This is a genomic window from Nocardiopsis mwathae (assembly GCF_014201195.1).
Classification (GTDB): Bacteria; Actinomycetota; Actinomycetes; order Streptosporangiales; family Streptosporangiaceae; genus Nocardiopsis_C; species Nocardiopsis_C mwathae.
In genome coordinates this window covers 1,362,543-1,384,603 of record NZ_JACHDS010000001.1, presented here as the reverse complement: position 1 = coordinate 1,384,603, position 22,061 = coordinate 1,362,543, and the positions used below count along the sequence as shown (strand labels likewise).

25 protein-coding genes are annotated in these 22,061 nt (G+C 72.1%); 3 read left to right on the top strand and 22 right to left on the bottom strand.

Annotated features, from left to right (window positions below; all coding sequences use genetic code 11):
• Positions 1–156: 156 nt before the first annotated feature.
• Positions 157–840 carry an MBL fold metallo-hydrolase gene (locus tag HNR23_RS05585; RefSeq protein WP_184079951.1) on the bottom strand — a complete coding sequence of 228 codons (684 nt, stop codon included), beginning with the start codon at positions 838–840 and terminating at the stop codon, positions 157–159.
• Positions 841–1,439: 599 nt separating this feature from the next.
• Between HNR23_RS05585 and HNR23_RS05580 the strand changes: the two genes are divergently transcribed.
• Positions 1,440–2,672, top strand: coding sequence for a DUF349 domain-containing protein (locus HNR23_RS05580; protein WP_184074161.1), 1,233 nt, complete (start codon positions 1,440–1,442; stop codon positions 2,670–2,672).
• A gap of 46 nt (positions 2,673–2,718) precedes the next feature.
• Here HNR23_RS05580 and HNR23_RS05575 read toward each other — a convergent pair whose 3' ends face one another.
• Positions 2,719–3,078: a cupin domain-containing protein gene (locus HNR23_RS05575; protein ID WP_184074159.1), complete on the bottom strand. Its 360-nt coding sequence runs from the start codon at positions 3,076–3,078 to the stop codon at positions 2,719–2,721.
• Between the two features lie 48 nt (positions 3,079–3,126).
• On the bottom strand, positions 3,127–5,307 hold the full coding sequence (locus tag HNR23_RS05570; RefSeq protein ID WP_184074157.1) for a RelA/SpoT family protein: 2,181 nt from the start codon (positions 5,305–5,307) through the stop codon (positions 3,127–3,129).
• A 341-nt stretch (positions 5,308–5,648) separates the two neighbouring features.
• Between HNR23_RS05570 and HNR23_RS27130 the strand changes: the two genes are divergently transcribed.
• Entirely contained in the window at positions 5,649–5,777 is a 129-nt protein-coding gene (locus HNR23_RS27130) for a hypothetical protein (protein WP_281381825.1), read from the top strand.
• 93 nt (positions 5,778–5,870) lie between these two features.
• On the opposite strand, the gene HNR23_RS05565 is transcribed toward HNR23_RS27130, so the two are convergent.
• The 16 genes from HNR23_RS05565 to HNR23_RS05490 all read right to left on the bottom strand — a co-directional run bounded on the left by HNR23_RS05565 (position 5,871) and on the right by HNR23_RS05490 (position 19,509).
• On the bottom strand, positions 5,871–6,419 hold the full coding sequence (locus tag HNR23_RS05565) for an adenine phosphoribosyltransferase (RefSeq protein WP_184074155.1): 549 nt from the start codon (positions 6,417–6,419) through the stop codon (positions 5,871–5,873).
• Between the two features lie 155 nt (positions 6,420–6,574).
• Complete coding sequence (gene yajC / locus HNR23_RS05560; protein WP_184079949.1) at positions 6,575–6,895, bottom strand: preprotein translocase subunit YajC; 321 nt, start codon at positions 6,893–6,895, stop codon at positions 6,575–6,577.
• A gap of 283 nt (positions 6,896–7,178) precedes the next feature.
• Complete coding sequence (gene ruvB / locus HNR23_RS05555; RefSeq protein WP_184074153.1) at positions 7,179–8,246, bottom strand: Holliday junction branch migration DNA helicase RuvB; 1,068 nt, start codon at positions 8,244–8,246, stop codon at positions 7,179–7,181.
• A gap of 106 nt (positions 8,247–8,352) precedes the next feature.
• Complete coding sequence (gene ruvA / locus HNR23_RS05550; RefSeq protein ID WP_184074150.1) at positions 8,353–8,970, bottom strand: Holliday junction branch migration protein RuvA; 618 nt, start codon at positions 8,968–8,970, stop codon at positions 8,353–8,355.
• Positions 8,971–9,046: 76 nt separating this feature from the next.
• Entirely contained in the window at positions 9,047–9,592 is a 546-nt protein-coding gene (gene ruvC, locus HNR23_RS05545) for a crossover junction endodeoxyribonuclease RuvC (RefSeq protein WP_184074148.1), read from the bottom strand.
• A 224-nt stretch (positions 9,593–9,816) separates the two neighbouring features.
• Positions 9,817–10,272 carry a DUF4282 domain-containing protein gene (locus tag HNR23_RS05540; RefSeq protein WP_184074146.1) on the bottom strand — a complete coding sequence of 152 codons (456 nt, stop codon included), beginning with the start codon at positions 10,270–10,272 and terminating at the stop codon, positions 9,817–9,819.
• Positions 10,273–10,442: 170 nt separating this feature from the next.
• Positions 10,443–11,192 (bottom strand): YebC/PmpR family DNA-binding transcriptional regulator, encoded by a 750-nt coding sequence (locus HNR23_RS05535; protein ID WP_184074144.1) that lies wholly within the window; start codon positions 11,190–11,192, stop codon positions 10,443–10,445.
• On the bottom strand, positions 11,189–11,797 hold the full coding sequence (pdxT, locus tag HNR23_RS05530; protein ID WP_184074142.1) for a pyridoxal 5'-phosphate synthase glutaminase subunit PdxT: 609 nt from the start codon (positions 11,795–11,797) through the stop codon (positions 11,189–11,191). The genes HNR23_RS05535 and pdxT overlap by 4 nt, the downstream gene beginning before the upstream one ends.
• Before the next feature lie 174 nt (positions 11,798–11,971).
• Positions 11,972–12,883, bottom strand: a complete 912-nt coding sequence (gene pdxS, locus HNR23_RS05525) for a pyridoxal 5'-phosphate synthase lyase subunit PdxS (protein WP_184074140.1) — start codon at positions 12,881–12,883, stop codon at positions 11,972–11,974.
• A 195-nt stretch (positions 12,884–13,078) separates the two neighbouring features.
• A complete protein-coding gene (locus tag HNR23_RS05520; RefSeq protein WP_184074138.1) occupies positions 13,079–13,633 on the bottom strand; it encodes a LemA family protein in 555 nt (184 codons plus the stop codon).
• 3 nt (positions 13,634–13,636) lie between these two features.
• Complete coding sequence (locus tag HNR23_RS05515; protein ID WP_184074136.1) at positions 13,637–14,782, bottom strand: glycosyltransferase family 4 protein; 1,146 nt, start codon at positions 14,780–14,782, stop codon at positions 13,637–13,639.
• A 2-nt stretch (positions 14,783–14,784) separates the two neighbouring features.
• Positions 14,785–15,840 (bottom strand): phosphatidylinositol mannoside acyltransferase, encoded by a 1,056-nt coding sequence (locus HNR23_RS05510; RefSeq protein WP_184074134.1) that lies wholly within the window; start codon positions 15,838–15,840, stop codon positions 14,785–14,787.
• Between the two features lie 127 nt (positions 15,841–15,967).
• On the bottom strand, positions 15,968–16,600 hold the full coding sequence (gene pgsA, locus HNR23_RS05505; protein ID WP_184074132.1) for a phosphatidylinositol phosphate synthase: 633 nt from the start codon (positions 16,598–16,600) through the stop codon (positions 15,968–15,970).
• Positions 16,601–16,679: 79 nt separating this feature from the next.
• Positions 16,680–17,054, bottom strand: coding sequence for a thiol-disulfide oxidoreductase DCC family protein (locus tag HNR23_RS05500; RefSeq protein WP_184074130.1), 375 nt, complete (start codon positions 17,052–17,054; stop codon positions 16,680–16,682).
• A gap of 106 nt (positions 17,055–17,160) precedes the next feature.
• Entirely contained in the window at positions 17,161–17,715 is a 555-nt protein-coding gene (locus HNR23_RS05495; RefSeq protein WP_184074128.1) for an HIT family protein, read from the bottom strand.
• Between the two features lie 138 nt (positions 17,716–17,853).
• Entirely contained in the window at positions 17,854–19,509 is a 1,656-nt protein-coding gene (locus HNR23_RS05490) for a DUF885 domain-containing protein (protein ID WP_221308413.1), read from the bottom strand.
• 172 nt (positions 19,510–19,681) lie between these two features.
• On the opposite strand from HNR23_RS05490, the gene HNR23_RS05485 reads away from it, so the two are divergent.
• Positions 19,682–20,350 carry a cyclase family protein gene (locus tag HNR23_RS05485; RefSeq protein ID WP_184074124.1) on the top strand — a complete coding sequence of 223 codons (669 nt, stop codon included), beginning with the start codon at positions 19,682–19,684 and terminating at the stop codon, positions 20,348–20,350.
• A 99-nt stretch (positions 20,351–20,449) separates the two neighbouring features.
• Here HNR23_RS05485 and HNR23_RS05480 read toward each other — a convergent pair whose 3' ends face one another.
• The 3 genes from HNR23_RS05480 to HNR23_RS05470 are packed head-to-tail and all read right to left on the bottom strand — an operon-like array spanning position 20,450 to position 21,991.
• Positions 20,450–21,040: a GTP-binding protein gene (locus HNR23_RS05480; protein ID WP_184079948.1), complete on the bottom strand. Its 591-nt coding sequence runs from the start codon at positions 21,038–21,040 to the stop codon at positions 20,450–20,452.
• 34 nt (positions 21,041–21,074) lie between these two features.
• The gene (locus HNR23_RS26575; RefSeq protein ID WP_343070432.1) at positions 21,075–21,569 is read right to left on the bottom strand and encodes a DUF742 domain-containing protein; all 495 of its coding nucleotides are present in this window, start codon (positions 21,567–21,569) and stop codon (positions 21,075–21,077) included.
• A gap of 29 nt (positions 21,570–21,598) precedes the next feature.
• Complete coding sequence (locus HNR23_RS05470) at positions 21,599–21,991, bottom strand: roadblock/LC7 domain-containing protein (protein WP_184074122.1); 393 nt, start codon at positions 21,989–21,991, stop codon at positions 21,599–21,601.
• Positions 21,992–22,061: the final 70 nt, after the last annotated feature.

Below are 22,061 nucleotides of genomic sequence, written 5' to 3'. Positions count from 1 at the left end.
GGCCTCGGTCGCCCCCGATGACGGCGGTGTCCGACCGGCTCAGGCCGTTCCTCGGACGGTGCGGCCGGGGTGATCACGGTGGTGGCGCCGGTGGACGGCGCGGCCGACCCGGACGATGCGGGGCACCGGGCCGGGGCGAGTTCTGTGGATCATGCCCTAGCGGCCGGCGATATCTCGCAGGAACGGGTTGGTGGCGCGCTCGCGGCCGATGGTGGTCTGGGGGCCGTGACCGGGGAGCACCGCGGTGTCGTCGGGGTGATCGCGGCAGACGCGGTCCAGGCTGCGCAGGATCTCGGCGTGGTCGCCGCCGGGGAAGTCGGTGCGGCCGATGGAGCCCGCGAACAGCAGGTCGCCGGTGAACAGGATGCCGGGGTGCTCGTCGCCGCCCGGCAGGGCGAAGGTGACCGAGCCGGGGGTGTGGCCGGGGACGTGCTCGACGGTGATGCGCAGTCCGGCGTGGTCCAGCTCCTCGCCGCCGGACAGTTCCACCAGGTCGTCGGGTTCTCCCGGGGTGGCGTCGCCCAGCAGGCCGGACAGTTGCGCGGCCAGGCCGGGGTCGAGGCCCTTGGCCGGGTCGGTGAGCAGCGCGCGGTCGGCGGAGTGGATGTGGACGGGGACACCGTGGGCCGCGCCCACCTGGGCGGCCGACCAGACGTGGTCGAAGTGGCCGTGGGTGAGCAGGACCGCCTCGGGGCGGAGGTCGTGTTCGTCCAGCAGCTTGCGCAGTCCGGCGGAGGCGTCCTGGCCGGGATCGATGACGACGCACCCCGCGCCCTTGGCCGGTGCGGCCACGTAGCAGTTCGCGGCGAGCGGACCGGCGGGAAAGGCGGCGATGAGCACGGCGGGGTCGTCCTCGATTCGTTGTCGGTGGATCACGGGGTGTTCGCGGGGCCGGGCGTGGAGACGGTCCGGCGGCGTCCGCGCGGGCGGCCCTGTCCCTATCCCCGAGGGTACCGAGGACAGGGGGTGGGGGGCGACCGGGTATTCGCGCACCGTCCGGGCCTCCGGTGGGCGGGGACGGTGACCCTCGTGGTTCCCCCGGGCCTGCGGGGGCCTCCGCGGCGGGTCGCGGCGGTACCGCTTCATCACCATTCGATCACCGCGCGCCACTTGGCCCTTTGCCAGACGGCCCGTCGATGCCATATTGGTCGTCGTCATATCTCGGCCGGTCTTCCGGGACCCGGAGTCCGGGGCGGGCCGACATCCCGGCGCTGCGGCCAACGCGTTCGACACCCGCTGGTCCACCCCGCTGAGATGCGATAACAGTAGTCGGACAAGCTCGATATCCGACATTGTGTACGGATATTGTGCATATGCATCGTCGTGTCAGTCCCTGCCTGCCGGAGTGCGCAACCGGACCCGGCACATCAGGTTGTAGGCTGCCGCGACACACACGACCCGACGCCGCGGCGTCAGGCACATCACAGCTGGAGGACACGGTGACCACGGACCCCTGGGGCCGCGTAGACGACGACGGCACGGTCTACGTGCGCACGAGCGAGGGCGAACGTGTCGTCGGTTCGTGGCAGGCCGGCGCGCCCGAGGAGGCCCTCGCGTTCTTCCGCCGCAAGTACGACGCCCTGGTGACCGAGGTCGACCTGCTGGAGAACCGACTCCGCACCACCGACCTGTCGGCGGGCCAGGCGCTGTCCAGCGTTGAGAAGCTGCGCACCGCCGTGCGGGACGCCAACGCGGTCGGCGACCTCGACGGGTTGGAGCGTCGGCTGGACGCCCTCACCGAGCGGGCGGAGCAGCGCAAGGTCGAGCAGAAGCACGCCCAGGAGGCGGCTCGCACCGAGGCGCGCGACATCAAGGAGCGCATCGTCGCCGAGGCGGAGCGCGTGGCCGAGGAGACCACGCACTGGAAGACCGGCGGCGAGCGGATGCGTCAGTTGATCGACGAGTGGAAGGCCGCGCCGCGCGCCGACCGCCCCACCGAGCAGGCGCTGTGGAAGCGCATGTCCGCCGCCCGCAACGCGTTCTCCAAGCGCCGCAAGGCCTACTTCGCCGGGCTGGACCAGCAGCGCGAGCAGATCCGCAAGGACAAGGAGCAGATCGTCGCCGAGGCCGAGGCCCTGGCCGACTCCACCGAGTGGGGTCCCACGGCCGGGCGCTACCGGGACCTGATGCAGCAGTGGAAGGCCACCGGCCGGGCCGACCGGACCAGCGAGGACAAGCTGTGGGCCCGGTTCAAGGCCGCCCAGGACCGCTTCTTCCAGGCCCGCAACGCGGTCTTCGCCGAGCGCGATGCCGAACTGCAGGTCAACGCGGAGGCCAAGGAGAAGATCCTGGAGGAGGCCCGCCAGGAGATCTCCGCGATCGCCGACCCGCGCGAGGCCCGCGCGAGGCTGCGCGCCTTCCAGGAGGCCTGGGAGGAGGCCGGCCCGCTGCCGCGCGACGCCCGGGACCGGTTGGAGGGTGCCTTCCGCAAGATCGAGGAGGGCGTCCGCAAGGCCGAGGAGAAGGAGTGGGAGCGCACCAATCCCGAGGCGCGCGCCCGTGCCGAGGCCACGGTCGCCCAGCTGCGCGACTCCATCGCCGAGTTGGAGGCGAAGCTGGAGAAGGCCCGTGTCGGCGGCAGCGACCGCAAGGTCCGCGAGGTCACCGACGCGCTGGAGGCCCGCCGCTCCTGGCTGACCGAGGCCGAGAAGACGCTCGACGAGATGAGCTGATGCGCTGAGGTGGAGCTCCGCGGCAGGTCGTGGTGTGCCGCGGGGTTCACTCCTGGGCCCAGGTGCCCTCGTCCGTCTTGGGCATCGCCACGGTCAGGACCACGACCGACTCCTCCAGCGCCTCGATGGCGTGCTCGGCGGAGGGCAGGATCAGCACGTCGCCCGTCCGCGCCTCCCACATGTCGGTGTCCGAGGTCAGCCGCACCCGACCGTTGAGGACGTACAGGGTGGACTCGCCCGGGGTTTCGTGCCCCGACAGGGAGTTGCCGCGCATCAGCGCGATCAGGGTCTGCCGCAGGACGTGCTCGTGTCCGCCGTAGAACGTCTCAGCGCTGCGTCCGGCCGACGACCTGGCCGCCGTGTCGAGGTGTTTGCGGGCGAGTGCGTCCAGTGAGAGCTTCAACATACTCGGCAGTATGGCCGCCCTGCGACGAGGGCAGGGCCGACACGCCGCTCAGTTCTTCATCCGGTAGACGTCGTAGACGCCGTCGACCCCACGCACCGCACGCAGCACGTGGCCGAGGTGGGTGGGGTCGGCCATCTCGAAGGTGAACCGGCTCAGCGCCACCCGGTCGCGGCTGGTCTGCACCGTCGCCGAGAGGATGTTGACGTGCTGGTCGGACAGGACGCGGGTGATATCGGACAGCAGCCGCGACCGGTCCAGCGCCTCGACCTGCAGTGCCACGAGGAACATGGAGTCCTCGGTGGGCTGCCACTCGACGTGCACCATGCGCTCGGGGTCCAGAGCCCGGGTGTTGACGCAGTCGCGGCGGTGGACCGACACGCCGTTGCCCCGGGTCACGAAACCGACGATGTCGTCGCCGGGAACCGGTGTGCAGCACCGCGACAGCCGCACCCACACATCCGAGTCGCCCTCCACGACGACACCGGGGTTGCCGCCGGGGCGCTGCCTGGGCTTGGGGCGGGTCGGCAGGGAGGACTCGGCGATGTCCTCCTCGGCGCTCTCGATCCCGCCGAGGGAGTCCACCAGCTTCTGCACGACGTTCTGCGCGCCGATATGCCCCTCGCCGACGGCGGCGTACAGCGCGTCCACGTCGCCGTAGCGCAGGTCGCGGGCCAGGGCGATCAGGGCTTCGCCGCTGAACAGCCGCTTGATGGGCAGCTCCTGCTTGCGCATCACCCGGGCGATGGCGTCCTTGCCCTGCTCGATGGCGGCTTCTCGGCGCTCCTTGGTGAACCACTGCCGGATCTTGTTGCGGGCCCGCGCGCTCTTGACGAAGTTCAGCCAGTCGCGGCTGGGTCCGGCGTCAGGGGTCTTGGAGGTGAGGACCTCCACCGTCTCGCCGTTGTGCAGCTCGCTCTCCAGAGCGACCAGCCGCCCGTTGACGCGCGCGCCCACGGTCCGGTGCCCGACCTCGGTGTGCACCGCGTAGGCGAAGTCGACCGCGGTGGCGCCCTGCGGCAGGGCGATGACGTCGCCCTTGGGGGTGAAGACGAAGACCTCCTGCACCGACAGGTCGAAGCGCAGCGAGTCGAGGAACTCGCCGGGGTCCTTGGTCTCCTGCTGCCAGTCGATGAGCTGGCGCAGCCAGGCCATGTCCCCGGCGCCCTTGGACCTGGTGCTCTCCTTGCCGCCGGTGGCGCGGTCCTCCTTGTACTTCCAGTGCGCGGCGATGCCGTACTCGGCGCGCCGGTGCATCGCGCGGGTGCGGATCTGCAGTTCGACCGGGTTGCCCGAAGGACCGATGACCGTCGTGTGCAGCGACTGGTACATGTTGAACTTCGGCATGGCGATGTAGTCCTTGAACCGCCCCGGGACCGGGTTCCACCGCGCGTGGATGGTGCCCAGTGCCGCGTAGCAGTCGCGGACGCTGTCGACCAGTACCCGCACCGCGACGAGGTCGTAGATCTCGTCGAAGCCGCAGTTGCGGGCGATCATCTTCTGGTAGATCGAGTAGTAGTGCTTGGGGCGCCCGCGCACCGTCGCCTTGATCCTGGCCTCGCGAAGGTCGGCGGAGACGGCCTCGATGACGTCCTGCAGGTAGACGTCGCGACGGGGGGCGCGCTCGGAGACCAGGCGGGCGATCTCGTCGAAGCGTTTGGGGTAGAGCGTGGCGAACGCGAGGTCCTCCAGCTCCCACTTGATGGTGTTCATGCCGAGGCGGTGCGCCAGGGGGGCGAAGATCTCCAGGGTCTCGCGCGCCTTCTGCTCGCGCTTGCGCTGCGGCAGGTAGCGCAGGGTCCGCATGTTGTGCAGCCGGTCGCACAGCTTGATGACCAGCACCTTGATGTCGCGGGACATCGCCACGACCATCTTGCGGACGGTCTCGGCCTGGGTGGCCTCGCCGTACTTGACCTTGTCGAGCTTGGTGACGCCATCGACGAGTTCGGCGATCTCGTCGCCGAACTCGGCACGCAGCTGGTCGAGGGTGTAGGAGGTGTCCTCGACGGTGTCGTGCAGCAGGGCGGCGGCCAGCGTCGGCTCCTGCATGCCCAGCTCGGCGAGGATGGTGGCGACGGCCAGGGGGTGGGTGATGTAGGGATCGCCGCTCTTGCGCTTCTGGTCGCGGTGATGGTGGGCGGCCACCTCGTAGGCGCGCTCCAGCAACCGTACGTCGACCTTCGGGTGGGTCGCCCGCACGGTCTTGATCAGTGGTTCGAGAACCGGGTTCATGGTCACCCCCCGCTGGGCTCCGAGTCGCGCGAGTCGCCGCCGTACTCGCACCGTAGAGGACGGCCCCGGGGGCGCCGGGGAGGCGGGCCGTGCGAGACCGCCACCTCCGGCCCCCGCGGCGGAGCCGTCCGCGGTGCCGGGGGTGTCCGCGTCCGGCCGTCCTCCGGCCGCCGGGGCGTCCCGGCCCTGTCGAGCGGTGGGCGCCGCGGAATCCGCGGCGCCCACCGGACACTCTGATCTTCGCGGCCGTTCCGCACGGGGTGCGGCCGCACCCGCCGGTGGAAGGGCGGACGTCGGTGAGTGCTGGCTCTCGGGCGCGGTCTCGGCCGAAAGTACCTCACGTGGCATGGACATCCCTCCCGCGGCTCGGCCCGGTGCCCGAGAAGGGAACGGTCGTCGCCCTCGCGGCCCGCCGGGTTGACGTCTGCGTCGTGAACGATCGGCTCACCAGTACCGACGCGCCGTCGTAGCTCGGCTATGCCCGTAAGTCTAATGCCCGATTTGTGGGCATCTCCGCACGTCGGAGGGGACGGCCGGGAGCACCGGAACCGGAGGGGACGGGCTCAGACCACGGTGAGAGCGTGGACGTTCACGTCGGACAGCTGATCGCGGCCCTGGAGGGAGGCGAGCTCCATCAGGACCGAGAGTCCCACGACGGTACCACCCGCTTTGCGGACCAGCTCCACCGCGGCCCTGCTTGTGCCGCCGGTGGCCAGCACGTCATCGACGATGAGCACGCGGCTACCAGGAGTGATCGCGTCGGCGTGCATCTCGACCGTCGCGGTGCCGTACTCCAGATCATAGGATTCCCGCAGTGTCCGCGAGGGCAGTTTCCCGGCTTTGCGGATCGGAACGAAACCCGCGTCGAGTTCCAGGGCGACGGGCGCGCCCAGGATGAACCCTCGGGCCTCCAAGCCGACGACCGTGTCGACGCCCGCGCCCGCGTACCGGTCGGCGACGGCGGTCACCACGGCGCGCAGCGAGGCCGGGGTCGCCAGCAGCGGGGTGATGTCCTTGAACGTGATGCCCGGCTTGGGGAAGTCGGGAACGTCGCGGATGCCCGCCGCGATCAGGTCGCTCAGGTCGTCGCGGCGGGTGAGTTGTTCGGCCATGGTGTGGGGTCGTCTCGCCTTCGTCGGAGGTTCGGGGTCCAGGGGTGGGGGATCAGGGGCCGCGGCGGGAACGACGGCGAACAACGCGCACCGGCCCCGCGGTGCGGGGCCGGTGCGCCAGTGCCTCGCCGGTCGCCGCCTCGGCGGCGCGGCGGTCAGTTCTTGGGGCCGCCCGAGCCGCCGGGGAAGTCGGGGCGGTCCTCGACGGGGGTGTCATCCGGAGTCCCCTGGCCGGGGGTGACGACGTCACCGATGCCGATCTTCAGCATCCGGATCCGGGAGCCGGGAGAGATCTCCAGTTCGACCTCGTTCTCCCGGACCTCGACCACGGTGCCGTAGAAGCCGGCCTTGGTCAGCACCTCCACGCCCGGCTGCAGCGTGCTCTGCATCTGGACCTCCTGCTGCCGCCGCTTCTGCTGCGGGCGCAGGATGAGCAGCCAGAACACGACCGCGATCAGCAAGAACGGGAGGATCATCCCAAGGATGCCGCCGCCGTCCTGCTGGGCGGCCGCTAGGAGTATGTCTTGGCCCTCCACGGGGTGTCCTTCCTTGTGTGTCTGCTCGTGGCCACCGCCACGCGGGCATGGAAAACGAAACGTCGCGCCCTGGTCAACGGGCGGCGCGGGCCACATGTTCCCGACGGCTCATGCTCGGGCCGTTCCGGTCCGGCGGCGAGGGCCGCGCGGCACGGGCGAGACCGCGCGCCGGTGAGTTCCGCCACTCAGCTTACGTGCTCCCGGTGTCGGCCGGATCACGAGGTCAGGACGGTTCCGGCGGGTCGGCGGACGCGCCGTCGCAGATCCCGGCGCCGAAGGCGGCGCCCGGGGGCGGGGTGACGCCCATGTGCTCCCACGCCTCGGGGGTGGCCACGCGGCCGCGGGGTGTGCGGGCGATCAGCCCCGACCGCACCAGGAACGGTTCGGCGACGACCTCCACGGTCTCGGGCTCCTCCCCCACCGACACCGCGAGGGTGGACAGCCCGACCGGGCCGCCGCGGAACCGCCGCAGCAGGGCGTCCAGCACTGCGCGGTCGAGCCGGTCCAGCCCCTGACCGTCGACCTCGTAGAGGGTGAGTGCGGCGCGCGCGGTGCCGAGCGTGAGTCGGCCGTCGCCGTTCACCTCCGCGTAGTCCCGCACGCGCCGGAGCAGCCGGTTGGCGATACGCGGCGTGCCCCGGGAGCGTCCGGCGATCTCGACGGCGGCGTCGTCGTCGAGGGCGACGCCGAGCAGCCCGGCCGAGCGGCGCAGGATGAGTTCGAGCTCGTCGGGCCGGTAGAAGTCCATCTGCGCGGTGAACCCGAACCGGTCGCGCAGCGGGGCCGGCAGCAGCCCGGCCCGGGTGGTGGCCCCGACCAGGGTGAACGGCGCGATGTCGAGGGGGATCGCGGTCGCGCCGGGCCCCTTGCCGACGACGACGTCGACCCGGAAGTCCTCCATGGCGACGTACAGCATCTCCTCGGCGGGCCGCGCCATGCGGTGGATCTCGTCGAGGAAGAGCACCTCGCCCTCCTGCAGGGTGGACAGCACCGCCGCGAGGTCGCCGGAGCGTTCGATGGCCGGGCCGGAGGTGATCCGCAGCGGTGCGCCGAGCTCCGCGGCGATGATCATGGCCAGCGTGGTCTTGCCCAGGCCCGGTCCGCCCGACATGAGGATGTGGTCGGGGGCGCGGCCGCGCCGCTGGGCGCCGCGCAGCACCAGCGACAGCTGCTCGCGGACCCGCTCCTGGCCGACGAAGTCCTCCAGCCTCCGGGGGCGCAGGGCGCCTTCGAGCGCCCGGTCGTCTGCGTCGGCGTCGGGTGAGACCATGTCGCGTTCGTGCTCGGTCATGGCGTCGGCGGTTTCCTTTCCTCCTCCCGCCGGTCCCGGGGGTACCGACCGCGGTCACCGCGTATCGGGTCGATCCTGCCGGAACCGGCGGAAGGGATGGTGGGGGTCAGGCGCGGCTGAGGGAGCGCAGGGCGCTGCGGAGCAGCACGGCGACATCGGGCCGCTCGTCGGCTTGGGGAGCGACGGCGTCGGCGGCTGCCTCGGCGTCCCGGGCGGACCAGCCCAGGTTGACGAGACCGGAGACGACCTGGGGGCGCCAAGGCGCGGCGGCCGCGGGTGCCGCGGTGTCGGCCGTGCCGTCGGCTGTACCCGGTGCGCCGGTGGGGGCGCCGAGCTTGTCCCGCAGTTCCAGGACGATCCGCTGGGCGCCCTTCTTGCCGATGCCCGGGACGCGGGTGAGCGCGGCGGTGTCCTCCGCTGCGACGGCCTGGCGGAGCGCGTCGGGCGTGTGCACGGCGAGCATGGCCAGGGCCAGGCGCGGCCCGACCCCGCCGGCGGTCTGGACGCGCTCGAAGACGTCGCGCTCGTCGTCGTCGGCGAAGCCGTAGAGGGTCAGGGAGTCCTCCCGGACGACGAGGGAGGTGGCCAGCGTGGCGGGCTCCCCCACCCGCAGTGCGGCCAGCGTGGCGGGGGTGCACTGCGCGGTCATGCCGACGCCGCCCACCTCGATGACGGCGGTGCCGATGCCCCGGGCCGCCACGCGGCCGCTGAGGAACGCGATCACGGCATTCTCCTACTTTCCTCTCGTGGATCCTGGTCGGTGGGTGTGCGGTGGGGCGGGTGCGGAGCGCGGTCCCGCGTCATCCGCGGGCACGCCGCGCCATCTCCACCTTGCGGGCGAACTCCTGCTGGGCGCGGGCCACCCGGTCCTGGGCGCCGCCCCGCCAGATGTGGCAGATGGCCAGGGCGACGGCATCGGCGGCGTCGGCGGGCCTGGGCGCGGCATCGAGGTTGAGCAGCCGCGCGACCATGTGCTGGACCTGGGATTTCTCCGCTCGGCCGCTGCCGGTGACGGCGGCCTTGATCTCGCTGGGGGTGTGCAGGGCGACCGGCAGGCCGCGGCGGGCCGCGCAGGTGATGGCGATGGCGCTGGCCTGTGCGGTGCCCATGACGGTACTGACGTTGTGCTGCGCGAAGACGCGCTCGACCGCGACGGCGTCGGGGCGGTGCTCGTCGAGCCACGCCTCCATGCCCTGTTCGATTCCCAGGAGCCGGGCGGGCAGTTCGGTGTCGGCGGCGGTGCGCACCACGCCGGCGGCGACGAGGCCGAGCGGCCGCCCGATGGCGCCGTCGACGACGCCGATGCCGCACCGGGTGAGACCCGGGTCGACTCCCAATACCCGCACGCGCGCTTCCTCCGTGTCGTCCGTCGAGGGGTGGTCGCCGCGGCGTGGGGCGCTGGTCGCGGTACCGCCTCGGCTCGGGGCGCGCCGGGCGTCGAACGCCCGTTCGCGGGGTCCGAGCCTACCGGCAGGTGGGGACAGCGGTGGATCATCGACATGCCCGGGGCGGAGGCCGCGGCAGGGGAACCGCGGGGAGGCCCGCGGCGCGGGCCTCCCCGCGGGGTGGCTCAGAAGCCGCCGCGCTGGCGGATGGCGGACAGGTCCTCGCTGATGCGGAAGACCACGATCAGCAGTTCGAGCCCGACGCGGGTGATGAGTACCGCGATGGCACCGCCGAGGACGGCGCCGACCAGGGTGAGGAACCCGCTGACGGGCTCGATCGCCATGATCGTGAAGGCGGTGATGATGCCGCTCAGGGTGAACAGGCCGATCATCACGAGCCACAGGATGTAGAGCAGCTTGATGATCTTGGATGTGACGAAGTCCCGGAAGGAGAGATCGAACAGCGATCCGAAGAAGCCCTTGGGCACCGGCGCCTGCGGCACGGCCCCGCCCGGCGGTGGAGGCGGGGTGCCGGGGCCGTAGGGGCCGCCGGGCGGCGGCGTACCCGGGCCGCCGGGCGGCGGCTGGTGGTAGCCGTAGGGCTGGGAGGGGTCGTAGGGGTACTCTCCGGGCGCGTTCATCGGCCTGGTTCCTCACCGTTGCTCGATCGGGGGACGGCGCGGCCCGTGGAGCCGGGCCGCGGCTGGGCGTCGCCCACCATATCGGGCGATGGGGCCTTCACGGCGAACGCCTCGGGCCCCGGCTGCGGTGCAGCGGGGCCCGAGGCGCAGAGTGCGGGTGTGCCGCGCCGTCAGCCGATCTTCTCCATGACCTCGTCGGGGATGTCGGCGTTGGTGAACACGTTCTGGACGTCGTCGGAGTCCTCCAGGGCGTCGACGACGCGCATCACCTTCTTGGCGTCCTCCTCACCGAGGGGCACCTCCATGCTGGGCAGGAAGGAGGTCTCGGCCGACTCGTAGTCGATGCCGGCCCCCTGCAGCGCCGTGCGGACGGGTACCAGGTCGGTGGCCTCGCAGACGACCTCGAAGGCCGCGCCGAGGTCGTTGACGTCCTCGGCGCCGGCGTCCAGGACCGCGAGCGTGACGTCGTCCTCGGAGGTGCCCTCCTTCGGTACGATCACCACGCCCTTGCGGGTGAACAGGTAGGACACCGATCCGGCGTCGGCCATGGAGCCGCCGTTGCGGGTGACCGCCACGCGCACCTCCGACGCCGCGCGGTTGCGGTTGTCCGTGAGGCACTCGACGAGCAGGGCCACGCCGCCAGGGGCGTAGCCCTCGTACATGATGGTCTCCCAGTTGGACCCGCCGGCCTCCTCACCGGACCCGCGCTTGCGGGCGCGCTCGATGTTGTCCAGCGGGACCGAGTTCTTCTTCGCCTTCTGGATGGCGTCGAACAGCGTCGGGTTGCCATCCGGGTCGCCACCACCAGTACGCGCGGCCACCTCGACGTTCTTGATCAGCTTGGCGAAGAGCTTGCCTCGCTTGGCGTCGATGACGGCTTTCTTGTGCTTCGTGGTGGCCCACTTGGAGTGGCCGCTCATGCGTTTCCTTTCACCATGTCGACGAAGAGCCGGTGGATACGCGCGTCCCCGGTGAGTTCGGGATGGAATGAGGTGGCCAGCAGGGCCCCCTGACGTACCGCGACGATCCTACCGGCCCGGTCTCCGTGGGTGACCTGGCCGATCACCTCGACGTCCGGGCCCACCGACTCGACCCAGGGTGCGCGGATGAACACCGCCACCAGCGGCCCTCCGTCGACCCCCTCGATGTCGACCTTCGACTCGAAGGACTCGGTCTGCCGCCCGAACGCGTTGCGCCGCACCGTCATGTCGATCCCCCCGACGGTCCGCTGGTCGGCGGTGCCGTCCAGGATCCGGTCGGCGAGCAGGATCATGCCCGCGCACGTGCCGTAGGCCGGGAGCCCTTCGTGGACGCGCTCGCGCATCGGGTCCATCAGCTCGTAGCGCACCGCGAGCTTGGACATCGTGGTCGACTCGCCACCGGGGAGGATCAGGCCGTCGATCCCGTCGAGGTCCTCGGGGCGCAGAACGGGGCGTGCGGGCACGCCGAGCCCGTCGAGGACATGCAGGTGTTCGGCGGTGTCTCCCTGGAGGGCGAGGACCCCGATGGTGGGTGTGGCGGACAACGGACTCCCTCGCTCGCTGGTTCACGGTGCCGGGGCTTGTGGCCGGGGCGCGCTCGTCCGGCCACCCGGACATCCAGCCTAGACGCTGTGGTGCTCCGGCCACGACACACGGCGGCACGGCTCCGCCGGCCCCTGCGTCTCAGGGGCCCGGCGGAGCCGTGAGGCCGGGCGGGGCTACCAGCCGCGGCCGGCGTAGCGCTGGGTGTCGTCGAGCTCGTCGAGGTTGATGCCGACCATGGCCTCGCCCAGGCCGCGGGAGACCTTGGCGATGACCTCGGGGTCGGTGTAGTGCAGGGTGGCCTGCACGATGGCGTCGGCGCGCTTGGCCGGGTCGCCCGACTTGAAGATGCCGGAGCCGACGAAGACGCTCTCGGCGCCGAGCTGGCGCATCAGGGCGGCGTCGGCGGGGGTGGCGACACCGCCGGCGGAGAACAGCGGGACCGGGAGCTTGCCGAGGCGCGCGACCTCCTTGACGATGTCGTAGGGCGCGCGCATCTCCTTGGCCGCGCCGAACAGCTCGGCCTCGTCAAGGGTGCCCAGGCGCTTGATCTCGGAGCGGATGGAGCGCATGTGCCGGGTCGCCTCGACGACGTTGCCGGTGCCCGCCTCGCCCTTGGAGCGGATCATGGCCGCGCCCTCGGCGATGCGGCGCAGCGCCTCGCCGATGTTGGTGGCGCCGCAGACGAAGGGGACGGTGAAGGCCCACTTGTCGATGTGGTAGGCCTCGTCGGCCGGGGTGAGGACCTCCGACTCGTCGATGAAGTCGACACCGAGGGACTGCAGGACCTGTGCCTCCACGAAGTGGCCGATGCGGGCCTTGGCCATGACCGGGATGGAGACGGCCTCGATGATGCCGTCGATCATGTCCGGGTCGGACATCCGGGCCACGCCACCGTCCTTGCGGATGTCGGCGGGGACGCGCTCCAGGGCCATGACCGCGACGGCACCGGCATCCTCGGCGATCTTGGCCTGCTCCGGGGTGACCACGTCCATGATCACGCCGTTCTTGAGCTGCTCTGCCATGCCTCGCTTGACGCGGGTGGTACCCACGGTGCTCTCGGTCGGGTTCTCAACGGTGTTGGCCACGGTGCCGGACTCCCAGTTCGTCAGCGGAGAGGGGATTACCCGCCCGCGATGCGCCGCGATCGGTCCGCATCCGGGCTGCTTCACCCCCCATACTAGATCCTCTCCTCCCCACCTTTCTCAGGACATTTCGGTGCCTTTCGCCGCGGGCTCTCGACACTCTGTCCGTCCCGCGGCCGGTCTCGGACGACGGCCGGCTCAGGCGGGGGCGCTCCACGCCGGGGGCTCGTCGTCCATCTCGAAGAACTCCGGCATACGTGCATGCCCGGCCAGCCGGAACAGGGTGACCAGGCGGCTGGAGCGCGCCTCGCGGACACTGGCGACGCCGTCGTTGTAGAAGCGCCGGGCCAGGTGGACGCGCTTGGCCGCGGCCTCGACCTCGGCCAGCAGGTCGTCCCCGACCGGGTCGCGGGTCGCGGCCATAGCGTCGGCGAAGCCGGGCTCCTCCACCACCGCGCGCAGCGCGCGCGACAGGTTGCTCTCGGCGAGCTCGCGCGCGGCGCGGTCGCCGGCGCGGCGCGCCTTGCCCGCGGCGTCGGCCAGCAGCACCGCCGAGGCCGGCTCCAGCTCGGGCGCCGAGGCGAGCTCCAGGACGACGGCACCGCGGCGCTCCAGGGCGGCGTCCAGGGACGCCTGCGCGGTCTCCACCCTGGTGTGCAGCCGGTCCAGCCGACCGGCCCGCCAGGAGACGTAGAAGCCCGACAGCACCAGCAGCGCGAGGACCGCGAAGACGACGGCGAGCAGTTCGGCCACGGCTCATTCCTCCTCGCGCCGTCCGGCGGTCACCGGCCCGGCCGCGGCCCCGGCCAATACGGTCTCGTACACCCGGACCACGTCCTCGGTGACGGTGCGCCAGTCGTAGCCGCGCACCGCGGCCCGCGCCGAGGCCGACAGGGCGCGGCGGCGGGTCGGCGAGTCGAGCAGTTCGGCGGCACCCCCGGCCAGGGCGCCGGGGTCGCCCGCGGCGAACAGGTGGCCGGCCTCGCCGCCGCGCAGCACGTGGCGGAACGCCGGGATGTCGCTGGCCAGGATGGCGGCCCCGGCCGACATCGCCTCGGTCAGCACGATGCCGAAGCTCTCCCCGCCCAGGTTGGGGGCGCAGAACAGGTCGACGGAGTGGTAGGCGCGGATCTTGGCCTGCTCGTCGACGCGCCCCAGCATCGCCACCCGGTCGCGCAGGTCGGCGGGGACGCGCCCGAGCGCCTCGGCGGTGTCGCCGGGGCCTGCCACGAGAAGGCGCAGCCCACCGCGCTCGCGGCCCAGGGCGGTGAACGCGTCCAGCAGTACCCCCAGCCCCTTGCGGGGTTCGTCCAGGCGGCCCACGAAGCCGATCGCGCCGCCCGCGCCGGGCCAGCCGTCCAGCGGCTCGGCCTTCTCGAACCGCCGGACCGCGACCCCGTTGGGGATGAGGACGGCGTCGCCGCCGAGGTGGGCGACGAGGGTCGTGCGGGCGGCCTCCGACACCGCGATCCGGCCGCTGATCTTCTCCAGCGCGGTGCGCAGTGCGGCGGCCGACACCGACATCGCCCGCGACCGGGGGTTGGAGGTGTGGAAGGTGGCGACGATCGGCCCGTCGGCGACCCAGCAGGCCAGCAGGGACAGGCTCGGGGCAGCGGGTTCGTGGACGTGCAGCAGGTCGAACCCGCCCTCGCGGATCCAGCGCCGCACCCGGGCCGCGACCCGGAAGCCGAACGCCAGTCGCGCCACCGACCCGTTGTAGGGGACGGGCACGGCGCGCCCGGCGGGCACGATGTGGTCGGGTAGGTCCGTGTCGGACTCGCAGGGGGTCAGGACCGAGACCTCGTGGCCGAACTCCATGAGCGTTTCGGCGAGGTCGCCCACGTGCTGCTGAACGCCCCCGGGGACATCCCACGTGTAGGGGCAGACCAGGCCTACGCGCATCCTCACCGCCTCCGGCCGACGTCGTCGTCGCGCGGCGGGACCGGATCCGCCGGCGCGTCGGGGGCTCCCTCCACGGTAGTGGCGAGGGTCCCGCCGCGCGCGCTGCCGCGGCGGGTGTCGCCGGGACCGGGATCGCCGACCGGGCGCGCCGGGGCGGGGGCGGTGCGGTCGGCACCGAGGTCGGCGGTGAAGACGCGCTGCAGCATGTGCCAGTTCTCCGGGTGCTCGGCGATCGCCCCCTCGAACTCCGCGGCCAGCCGCTGGGTCATGTCGTGCACCCGGGCCGAGCGCCCGCCCTCGCCGGGGACCGGGATCTCGTCGTGCACGCGCACGCGCATATCCTCTCCCTCGTACCAGAGGGACACCGGCAGCAGCGCGGCGCCGGTGCGCTCGGCCAGGGCGGCGGGGCCCGCCGGCATCCGGGCGGTCTCGCCGAAGAACTCGACCTCGACGCCGCTGCGGGTGAGGTCGCGGTCGGCGAGCAGGCACACCAGGCCGCCGTCGCCCAGCCGCCGGGCCAGGGTGGCGAAGTTGTCGCCGTCTCCCTCGGTGAGCGGCAGCACCTCGATTCCGATGCTCTCGCGGAAGGCGACGAAGCGCCGGTAGACGCTCTCCGGGCGGACACGCTGCGCGACGGTCGTGGGCGGAATTCCGCGCATCGCGATCCACGCCCCGGCGAGGTCGTAGTTGGCCATGTGCGGCAGCGCGGCGACGACGCCGCGGCCGGCGCGGATGTTCTCCTCGACCCTCTCGATGCCGGTGGCGCGGACCCGCCCCAGGACCGTCTCCGCCGACATCGCCGGGAGACGGAACATCTCGTAGTAGTAGCGCATGTAGGAGCGCATGGTGGCCCGGGAGAGAGCGCGCAGCTGGGCCAGGGTGGCGTCGGGCCCGGCGACCCGGCGCAGGTTGGCCTCCAACTGCCGGACACCGCCGATCCTGCGGCGCCAGGAGTGGTCGGCGATGCGGTCGAACACGCGGCGGCCCGGCGCCTCGGGCACTGTGCGGAGCAGCGCCCAACCCGCGGTGAAGGCCGCAGCGGCGGTCCGTTCGTCCATGCCCGTTCTCGCCTCGTCTTCCGTGGTCGTGTGTGATGGCGCGGGTACACGGCCGCGCCTCTGGGCGGGGCCGTGGGGCCCGGTGGTCGGCTGATCGGGTGAACGGAGGTGTCCGCCGGTCAGCGGGTCAGACGTTGTTGGAGTCGTTGGCGCGCCGACGCGGGCCGGTGAGCCGTGCCCGCGTCTCGACCAGGCGCTGGGCGATGGTCACCGCGCTGAGCACACCGAGCAGCCACAGTCCGCCGGCCAGCGCGTAGGGGACGCCCAGGCCGCCCAGGCCGGCGGCGAGCAGGACGAGGATGAGGCGCTCGGTGCGCTCGGCGATGCCCACGTCGCAGTTGGCGCCGAGCCCCTCGGCGCGGGCCTTGATGTAGGAGACGCCGAACCCGGCGATCATGCAGAACAGGGTGAGCCCGGCGAGCACCGGGTCCTTGCCGCCGCCGGTGAACCACAGCAGCAGTCCCGCGAAGATCGCGGCATCGGAGAGACGGTCCAGAGTGGAGTCGAGGAACGCCCCCCACTTGCTGTCGTTGCCCGTGGAGCGCGCCACCGCGCCGTCCAACATGTCGAACAGCACGAACACCGTGACGACGATCGTGCCGATGTAGAGCTCGCCGCGCGGGTAGAAGTACATCGAGCTCGCGACGACACCCACGGCCCCGATGACGGTGACCATGTTGGGGGTGACGCCGATCCGGGCCAGCCCCTGGCCTACGGGGCGGGTCAACCGGGCGACGGTGGGACGCAGGATTCGCAGCATGACTTCTCTAGATCCTAGAGCGGATGGTCCGTGGCACCTGTGGTGCGCCACGCGCACGATGCGGTGCGCGTGGTCGGACTCACTCGGGCGGACGGATCCGGCAGGCGGCGGTCCCGCCCGGCATCCGGTGCCGGTTGGCCGCGACCCACCGGTAGGCGGCCATGGCCACGGGGCGTACCGGGCCCGTGCGCAGCAGCGCTCCCAGCGGCCACCAGGCGCTATGGGGCGATGCCAGCAGCAGCACGGCCACGGCGTCGACGCCGCCCCAGACACGGCGCCCGTCGGGGTGCAGCACCAGCACCTCGTTCTCGGCGCGGGCGCGCTGCTCGTCGGTGACGCCGCCGTCCTGGAAGGGCACCGCCGCGATCCCGGGCGCCACGCGCCGCAGCGCGAAGTCGACGCACGAGCTGCAGAAAGCGCAGTCCCCGTCGTAAACCAGCACCGGTGTCGACATGATGCCTCCGTGGTCCCTCGACCGTGTTCTGTGGATCACGCCCTAGGGCGTGTTCGGCGGATGCTTTCCGGTGGCCGCGAGCCGGGAATGATCCGTCGAACACGTCCTAGCGTTCCGGCCAGTTCTCGGCGAGGATCGCGCGGGTTTCCCGGAGCATCTCCGGGAGCACCTTGGTCTGGCCGATCACCGGCATGAAGTTGGTGTCGCCGCCCCAGCGGGGCACGATGTGCTGGTGCAGGTGGGCGGCGATGCCGGCGCCCGCGGGCGTGCCGAGGTTCATGCCGACGTTGAACCCCTGCGGTCCGGCCGACCGGCGCAGCGCGGCGATGCCGTCCTGGGTCATCGCGGCCAGCTCGGCGGTCTCGGCCTCGTCCAGCTCGGTGTAGTCGGCGACGTGGCGGTAGGGGCAGACCAGCAGGTGCCCGCTGTTGTACGGGTAGAGGTTGAGCACCGCGAAGGTGGTCTTGCCGCGGGCGACGACGAGTCCTTCCTCATCGGGCAGGCCCGGGGCGCGGCAGAACGGGCAGCCGTCGCCGGCGGCCGGCCCCTTGGGCTTGTTCTCACCCTTGATGTAGGCCATGCGGTGCGGTGTCCACAGGCGCTCGAAGCCATCGGGGTCCTTGGCGTTCCCCGCGGACTCTGCCCGCTCCGTACCGCTCATCGCCCGCTCACCTCATCGATTTCGGTCATGGAAGCCATTCTCCCGCTGCTCGGCGGTTTCCAGCATAGGAGGCGTCCGCTGCTCCGGGCGCCGCAGGAGACCACTGTCGCACCACATCCGCGGCCGGTGCGGCCGGGGTCACACGCCCAGGAGGGTGCGCAGGTGGCGCGGGGCGGGCGAACCGTGGGCCAGCATGGCGTCGTGGATCTCCCGCATCCCGGCGCCGGGCCGCGCCTTGCGGAGGTCGCGGGCGAGGTCGGCGACCTCGCGGTAGCCGACGTAGTAGGTGGACAGCTGGGCGCTGGTGAGCTGCGCGCGGCGCCACTTGCCCGCGGCCTCGCCCTCCTCCTGGTGGCCGCGCTCGGTGAGCAGCGCCATGGCCTCGGTCTCGGTGAGGCCGAAGGCGTGGGTGCGCACGTCGAGGATGGCGTTGATGATCATCCGCAGCCGCATCTTGAGCTGGACCAGGCGCAGCGCGAGGTTGTCGCGCTCGGCCCCCTCGGCCCAGCCGTGGTGGGCCAGCACGTCCTCGCAGTAGACGGCCCACCCCTCGATGAACGTGCCGCTCCACAGGGCGCGGCGCACCCGGGTGCCGCCGGTATAGCCGGCGGCGTGAGCGAGCTGCAGGGCGTGGCCGGGGATGCCCTCGTGCACCATGAGGTTGCGCAGCAGCGTGGCGTTGTACTCGCGGTAGAAGGACGCCTGCCGCCCGGCCGACCAGTCGGCGGGCGGGGGCGCGACGGCGATGAGGGTGGGCTCGCCCTCGGCCGGGGACAGCGGCCCGGGCGGGTCGCAGTAGGCGACGGCCACACCGCGCCGCGCCTCGGGCATCGTGATGACCTTGACGGGGTGGTCGGGGACCGAGGCGAGGTCGATCTCCCGCATCCGGCCGAGCAGGTGCTCGAAGGCCTCCTCGGCGAGCGGCCGGATGGTGTCGGCGGTGGTGGCGGTCGCGGTGGCGATCCGGTCGAGGACGTCGCGCACCTGGCCGGGGTAGCGCGGTGTGCCGTCGTACTCGGCGGCGGCCTCCGCGATGGCCTCCTCGGTGGCGAGAAGGTCGCTCTCGGCCCGGGTCAGCAGCGCGTCCTGGGAGATCTCGGAGTCGAGGGTGTACCAGAGCTGGGCGGCGAAGGTGCGCTCGCCCAACCGGGGGTCGGCGGTGGCGCCGTCGAGCCGGGAGCGGAGCCAGTCGAGGTGGTCGCGGAGCGCGGCCACGGCCCCGCCGCGCGCGGCATCGACCCGCGGCCGGAGCGCGGGGGCGTGCTCCAGCAGCGTGTCGACCTCCCCGCCGAGCAGGGTCACGATCCCTTCGGCCTGGGCGATGGCGGTCTCCACGTGGACGCGCGGCATGCCGGGGCCGCCCGCCAGGCGGGTGCGCGCGGTCGCGAGGAAGTCGGGCACGGCGTCCAGGCGCGCGCAGAGCGACGCCACCCGCTCCTCCGCGGGGTGGGTGGCACGGGTGATCAGGCCGTAGAGGGCGTCCCCCGGCAGGTGGAGGAGGGGGTCCCAGGTGTGCGGCCGCAGTTCGGTGAGCCGCCACAGGTCGGCGGAGACACGGTCCCGCAGCATCTCCAGGTCGACCCGGTCGGCGGCGGAAAGCAGCAGGTCGTCGATCTCGTCGAGGGCACCCAGTGCGTCGCCGAGCATCCCGGCGCGGCGCGTGTCGGCGTCGGCGGAGTGGTCGGTGAGCCGGTCGTCGTGGCGGTGGTCGCCCAAGTCGCTGGCCCATTCGGGGGACTCGGCGAGCAGGGCGTCGCAGACGCGCTCCGCGACGTCGTGAAAGCGGTCGGTCATGGCGTCGGCGCCGGCATCGGTACCGCCGTCGGCGCCGGGTTCGTGCCGTCCCTGTGGATCGTTCTCAGTCATCGCCGTTCATCCTGCCCTGTCCGGGGCCGCGTCGCACATCCCCAGGTGGGGCCGGTTAGCGTGAGGAAGGCCGAGTGAGCCGAGTGGAAGGTGTGCCGTGATGCGCGCGACGCGAATCGTCGATCTGAGCCGTCCCGTGGGCGCCGGGACGCAGGTGTTCCCCGGTGACCGGGAGCCCCGGCTGGAGGTGGCGGCGACCACTGCGGTCGAGGGGTTCAACTCCACCGAGGTGCACCTGACCTCGCACACCGGGACGCACGCCGATGCCCCGTACCACTTCCTCGACGAGGGGCCCCGGTTGGAGGAGCTGCCGCTGGAGCTGTTCTTCGGCCGGGCCGTGGTCGTGGACGCGACCGGGAAACCCGACCGCTCCCCCGTCACGCGGGCCGACCTGGAGCCCTGGGAGGCGGAGTTCGGCCCGGGGATGATCGTGCTGCTGCACACCGGCTGGTCGGCGTACTACCGGACCGAGCGGTACTTCGACCACCCGTACCTGGACGGCGCGGCGGCGCGGTGGCTGGTGGAGCTGGGGGTGCGCACGCTCGGGGTGGACACGCTGAGCCCGGACGAGACACCCTACGGCCGCCACCCGGGCGGCGGTTGGGACGCGCACCACGCGTTCCTGGGCGCGGGCGGCACCATCGTCGAGAACCTGTGCGCCCTGGACGAGGTCGACTTCCCCGACCCCGTGTTCAGCGCGTTCCCGATCCGGCTCTCCGCCGGCGACGGCGCGCCCGTGCGCGCGGTGGCGATGCGCACGGCCGACTGACGCCGCGGAGCGCGGTCGCCCCGCTCCCGCGCGGTCGGCGCCTTCCGGCCATGCTCCCGGGCTCACCACTGCCGGGTGCCTACCCCCAGGAGCACGGCGTCAGCGCCAGGTGCCCTGGCCTCCGGTGGAGGTCGGCTGGCCGGCGCCGCCCGGGTCGCCCACGGTGATCGCGTGCTCGACCAGCGTGATGAGCGTCGACTTGGTGGACGTGCGGTCGCGCGCGTCCACCTGGACGATCGGGATCTCGGGGCTGAGGGTGAGCGCGTCGCGGACCTCGTCGGCCGCGTGCGGGTAGTAGCCGTCGAACCCGTTGATCGCGACGATGAAGGGCAGGCGCGCCTCTTCGAAGTAGTCGATCGCGGGGAAACAGTCGGCGAGCCGCCGGGTGTCGACCAGGACGACGGCACCGATGGCGCCCTTGACCAGGTCGTCCCACATGAACCAGAACCGGTGCTGGCCGGGCGTGCCGAACAGGTAGAGGATCAGGTCGGAGTCCAGGGAGACCCGGCCGAAGTCCATGGCCACGGTGGTGGTCTGCTTGTCCGGCGTCTTGGCGAGGTCGTCGACCCCGACGCTGGCGCTGGTCATGACCGCTTCGGTGGTCAGCGGTACGATCTCGGAAACGGAGCCCACGAACGTCGTTTTACCGACACCGAAGCCTCCGGCGACGACGATCTTGACCGACGTCATCGCACTCGCCGCAGCACCGCCGTCATCGGCCGCGCTAGAGCTTGCGAAGTCCACTGAGCACCCTTTCAAGCAGGTTGACGTTGGGCCGGCTCTCGGCGTTGAGCGACGAGCGGATCTGGACCAGACCCTGCTCGGACATGTCCGCCACGAGCACCCGGGCGACACCGAGGGGGATCCGCAGCAGAGCGGAGATCTCGGCCACGGAGCGCCACTCCCTGCACAGGTCACTGATGGCCTGGCACTCGGGGGTGAGGGTGCCCTGCTCGTTGCGGGCCGTCGCCGTCGCCGAGATCAGCGCCTCCAGCGGCAGCTGGGACTTCGGCTTGGTCCGCCCTTTGGTGACGGCGTAGGGCCGGACCAGAGAGCTGGGGCCGTTGGGGGCCGCCGGCCGTGGTTGATGGTCGACTGGTTGCTGGCTAGGTCGTGGAACATCTCCGCCCGGACCGTCCGCCAGGGCTCTGGGGCCGCCGGCGGTCTCCCGTCCGAACCACGAGGCGTTCCCGGCATCTCTACTGTGAGGTGCCACCACTTCCTCCTGTCCGTGGTGGTTCAGTGGATTCACGAGGTACGCGCCGCCGGAGTCAGTGCCCGCCCGGTTCGTTCGACGAGCAGGGTCATCTCGTAGGCGACCAGCCCCAGGTCGCAGTTGGCCGAGGCGAGGGACGCCAGGCACGAGCCGTCGCTGATCGACATGATGAGCAGCAGCCCGCGCTCCATCTCGACGACGGTCTGGGCCACCGCCCCGCCCTCGAAGACACGCGACGCGCCCTGGGTCAGGCTGGACAACCCCGAGGCGATCGCCGCCAACTGGTCCGCGCGGTCCGCAGGGAACCCCGCCGACGCGGCGAGCGGGAGCCCGTCCGAGGACACGACGATCGCGTGGGCGACGTCCGGCACACGGTTTGCGAAGTCAGTGATCAGCCAGTTGAGCTCATTCACCGGTTGACTCATCTGCTCTCCTGTCCGTCCCGGCCTTCGCGCGGGCCACCCAAGCAGGGGCCGCCAGTCAGCCAAGTGTTCT

Bases quoted from the DNA above. Each gene is read 5' to 3' on its own strand.
- HNR23_RS05575 (WP_184074159.1), bottom strand. From the start codon at position 3,078: ATGTTGAAGCTCTCACTGGACGCACTCGCCCGCAAACACCTCGACACG.
- HNR23_RS05570 (WP_184074157.1), bottom strand. From the start codon at position 5,307: ATGAACCCGGTTCTCGAACCACTGATCAAGACCGTGCGGGCGACCCAC.
- HNR23_RS05565 (WP_184074155.1), bottom strand. From the start codon at position 6,419: ATGGCCGAACAACTCACCCGCCGCGACGACCTGAGCGACCTGATCGCG.
- yajC (WP_184079949.1), bottom strand. From the start codon at position 6,895: ATGATCCTCCCGTTCTTGCTGATCGCGGTCGTGTTCTGGCTGCTCATC.
- ruvB (WP_184074153.1), bottom strand. From the start codon at position 8,246: ATGACCGAGCACGAACGCGACATGGTCTCACCCGACGCCGACGCAGAC.
- HNR23_RS05540 (WP_184074146.1), bottom strand. From the start codon at position 10,272: ATGAACGCGCCCGGAGAGTACCCCTACGACCCCTCCCAGCCCTACGGC.
- HNR23_RS05535 (WP_184074144.1), bottom strand. From the start codon at position 11,192: ATGAGCGGCCACTCCAAGTGGGCCACCACGAAGCACAAGAAAGCCGTC.
- HNR23_RS05515 (WP_184074136.1), bottom strand. From the start codon at position 14,782: ATGCGCGTAGGCCTGGTCTGCCCCTACACGTGGGATGTCCCCGGGGGC.
- HNR23_RS05510 (WP_184074134.1), bottom strand. From the start codon at position 15,840: ATGGACGAACGGACCGCCGCTGCGGCCTTCACCGCGGGTTGGGCGCTG.
- pgsA (WP_184074132.1), bottom strand. From the start codon at position 16,600: ATGCTGCGAATCCTGCGTCCCACCGTCGCCCGGTTGACCCGCCCCGTA.
- HNR23_RS05500 (WP_184074130.1), bottom strand. From the start codon at position 17,054: ATGTCGACACCGGTGCTGGTTTACGACGGGGACTGCGCTTTCTGCAGC.
- HNR23_RS05495 (WP_184074128.1), bottom strand. From the start codon at position 17,715: ATGAGCGGTACGGAGCGGGCAGAGTCCGCGGGGAACGCCAAGGACCCC.
- HNR23_RS05490 (WP_221308413.1), bottom strand. From the start codon at position 19,509: ATGACCGACCGCTTTCACGACGTCGCGGAGCGCGTCTGCGACGCCCTG.
- HNR23_RS05485 (WP_184074124.1), top strand. From the start codon at position 19,682: ATGCGCGCGACGCGAATCGTCGATCTGAGCCGTCCCGTGGGCGCCGGG.
- HNR23_RS05480 (WP_184079948.1), bottom strand. From the start codon at position 21,040: ATGACGTCGGTCAAGATCGTCGTCGCCGGAGGCTTCGGTGTCGGTAAA.
- HNR23_RS05470 (WP_184074122.1), bottom strand. From the start codon at position 21,991: ATGAGTCAACCGGTGAATGAGCTCAACTGGCTGATCACTGACTTCGCA.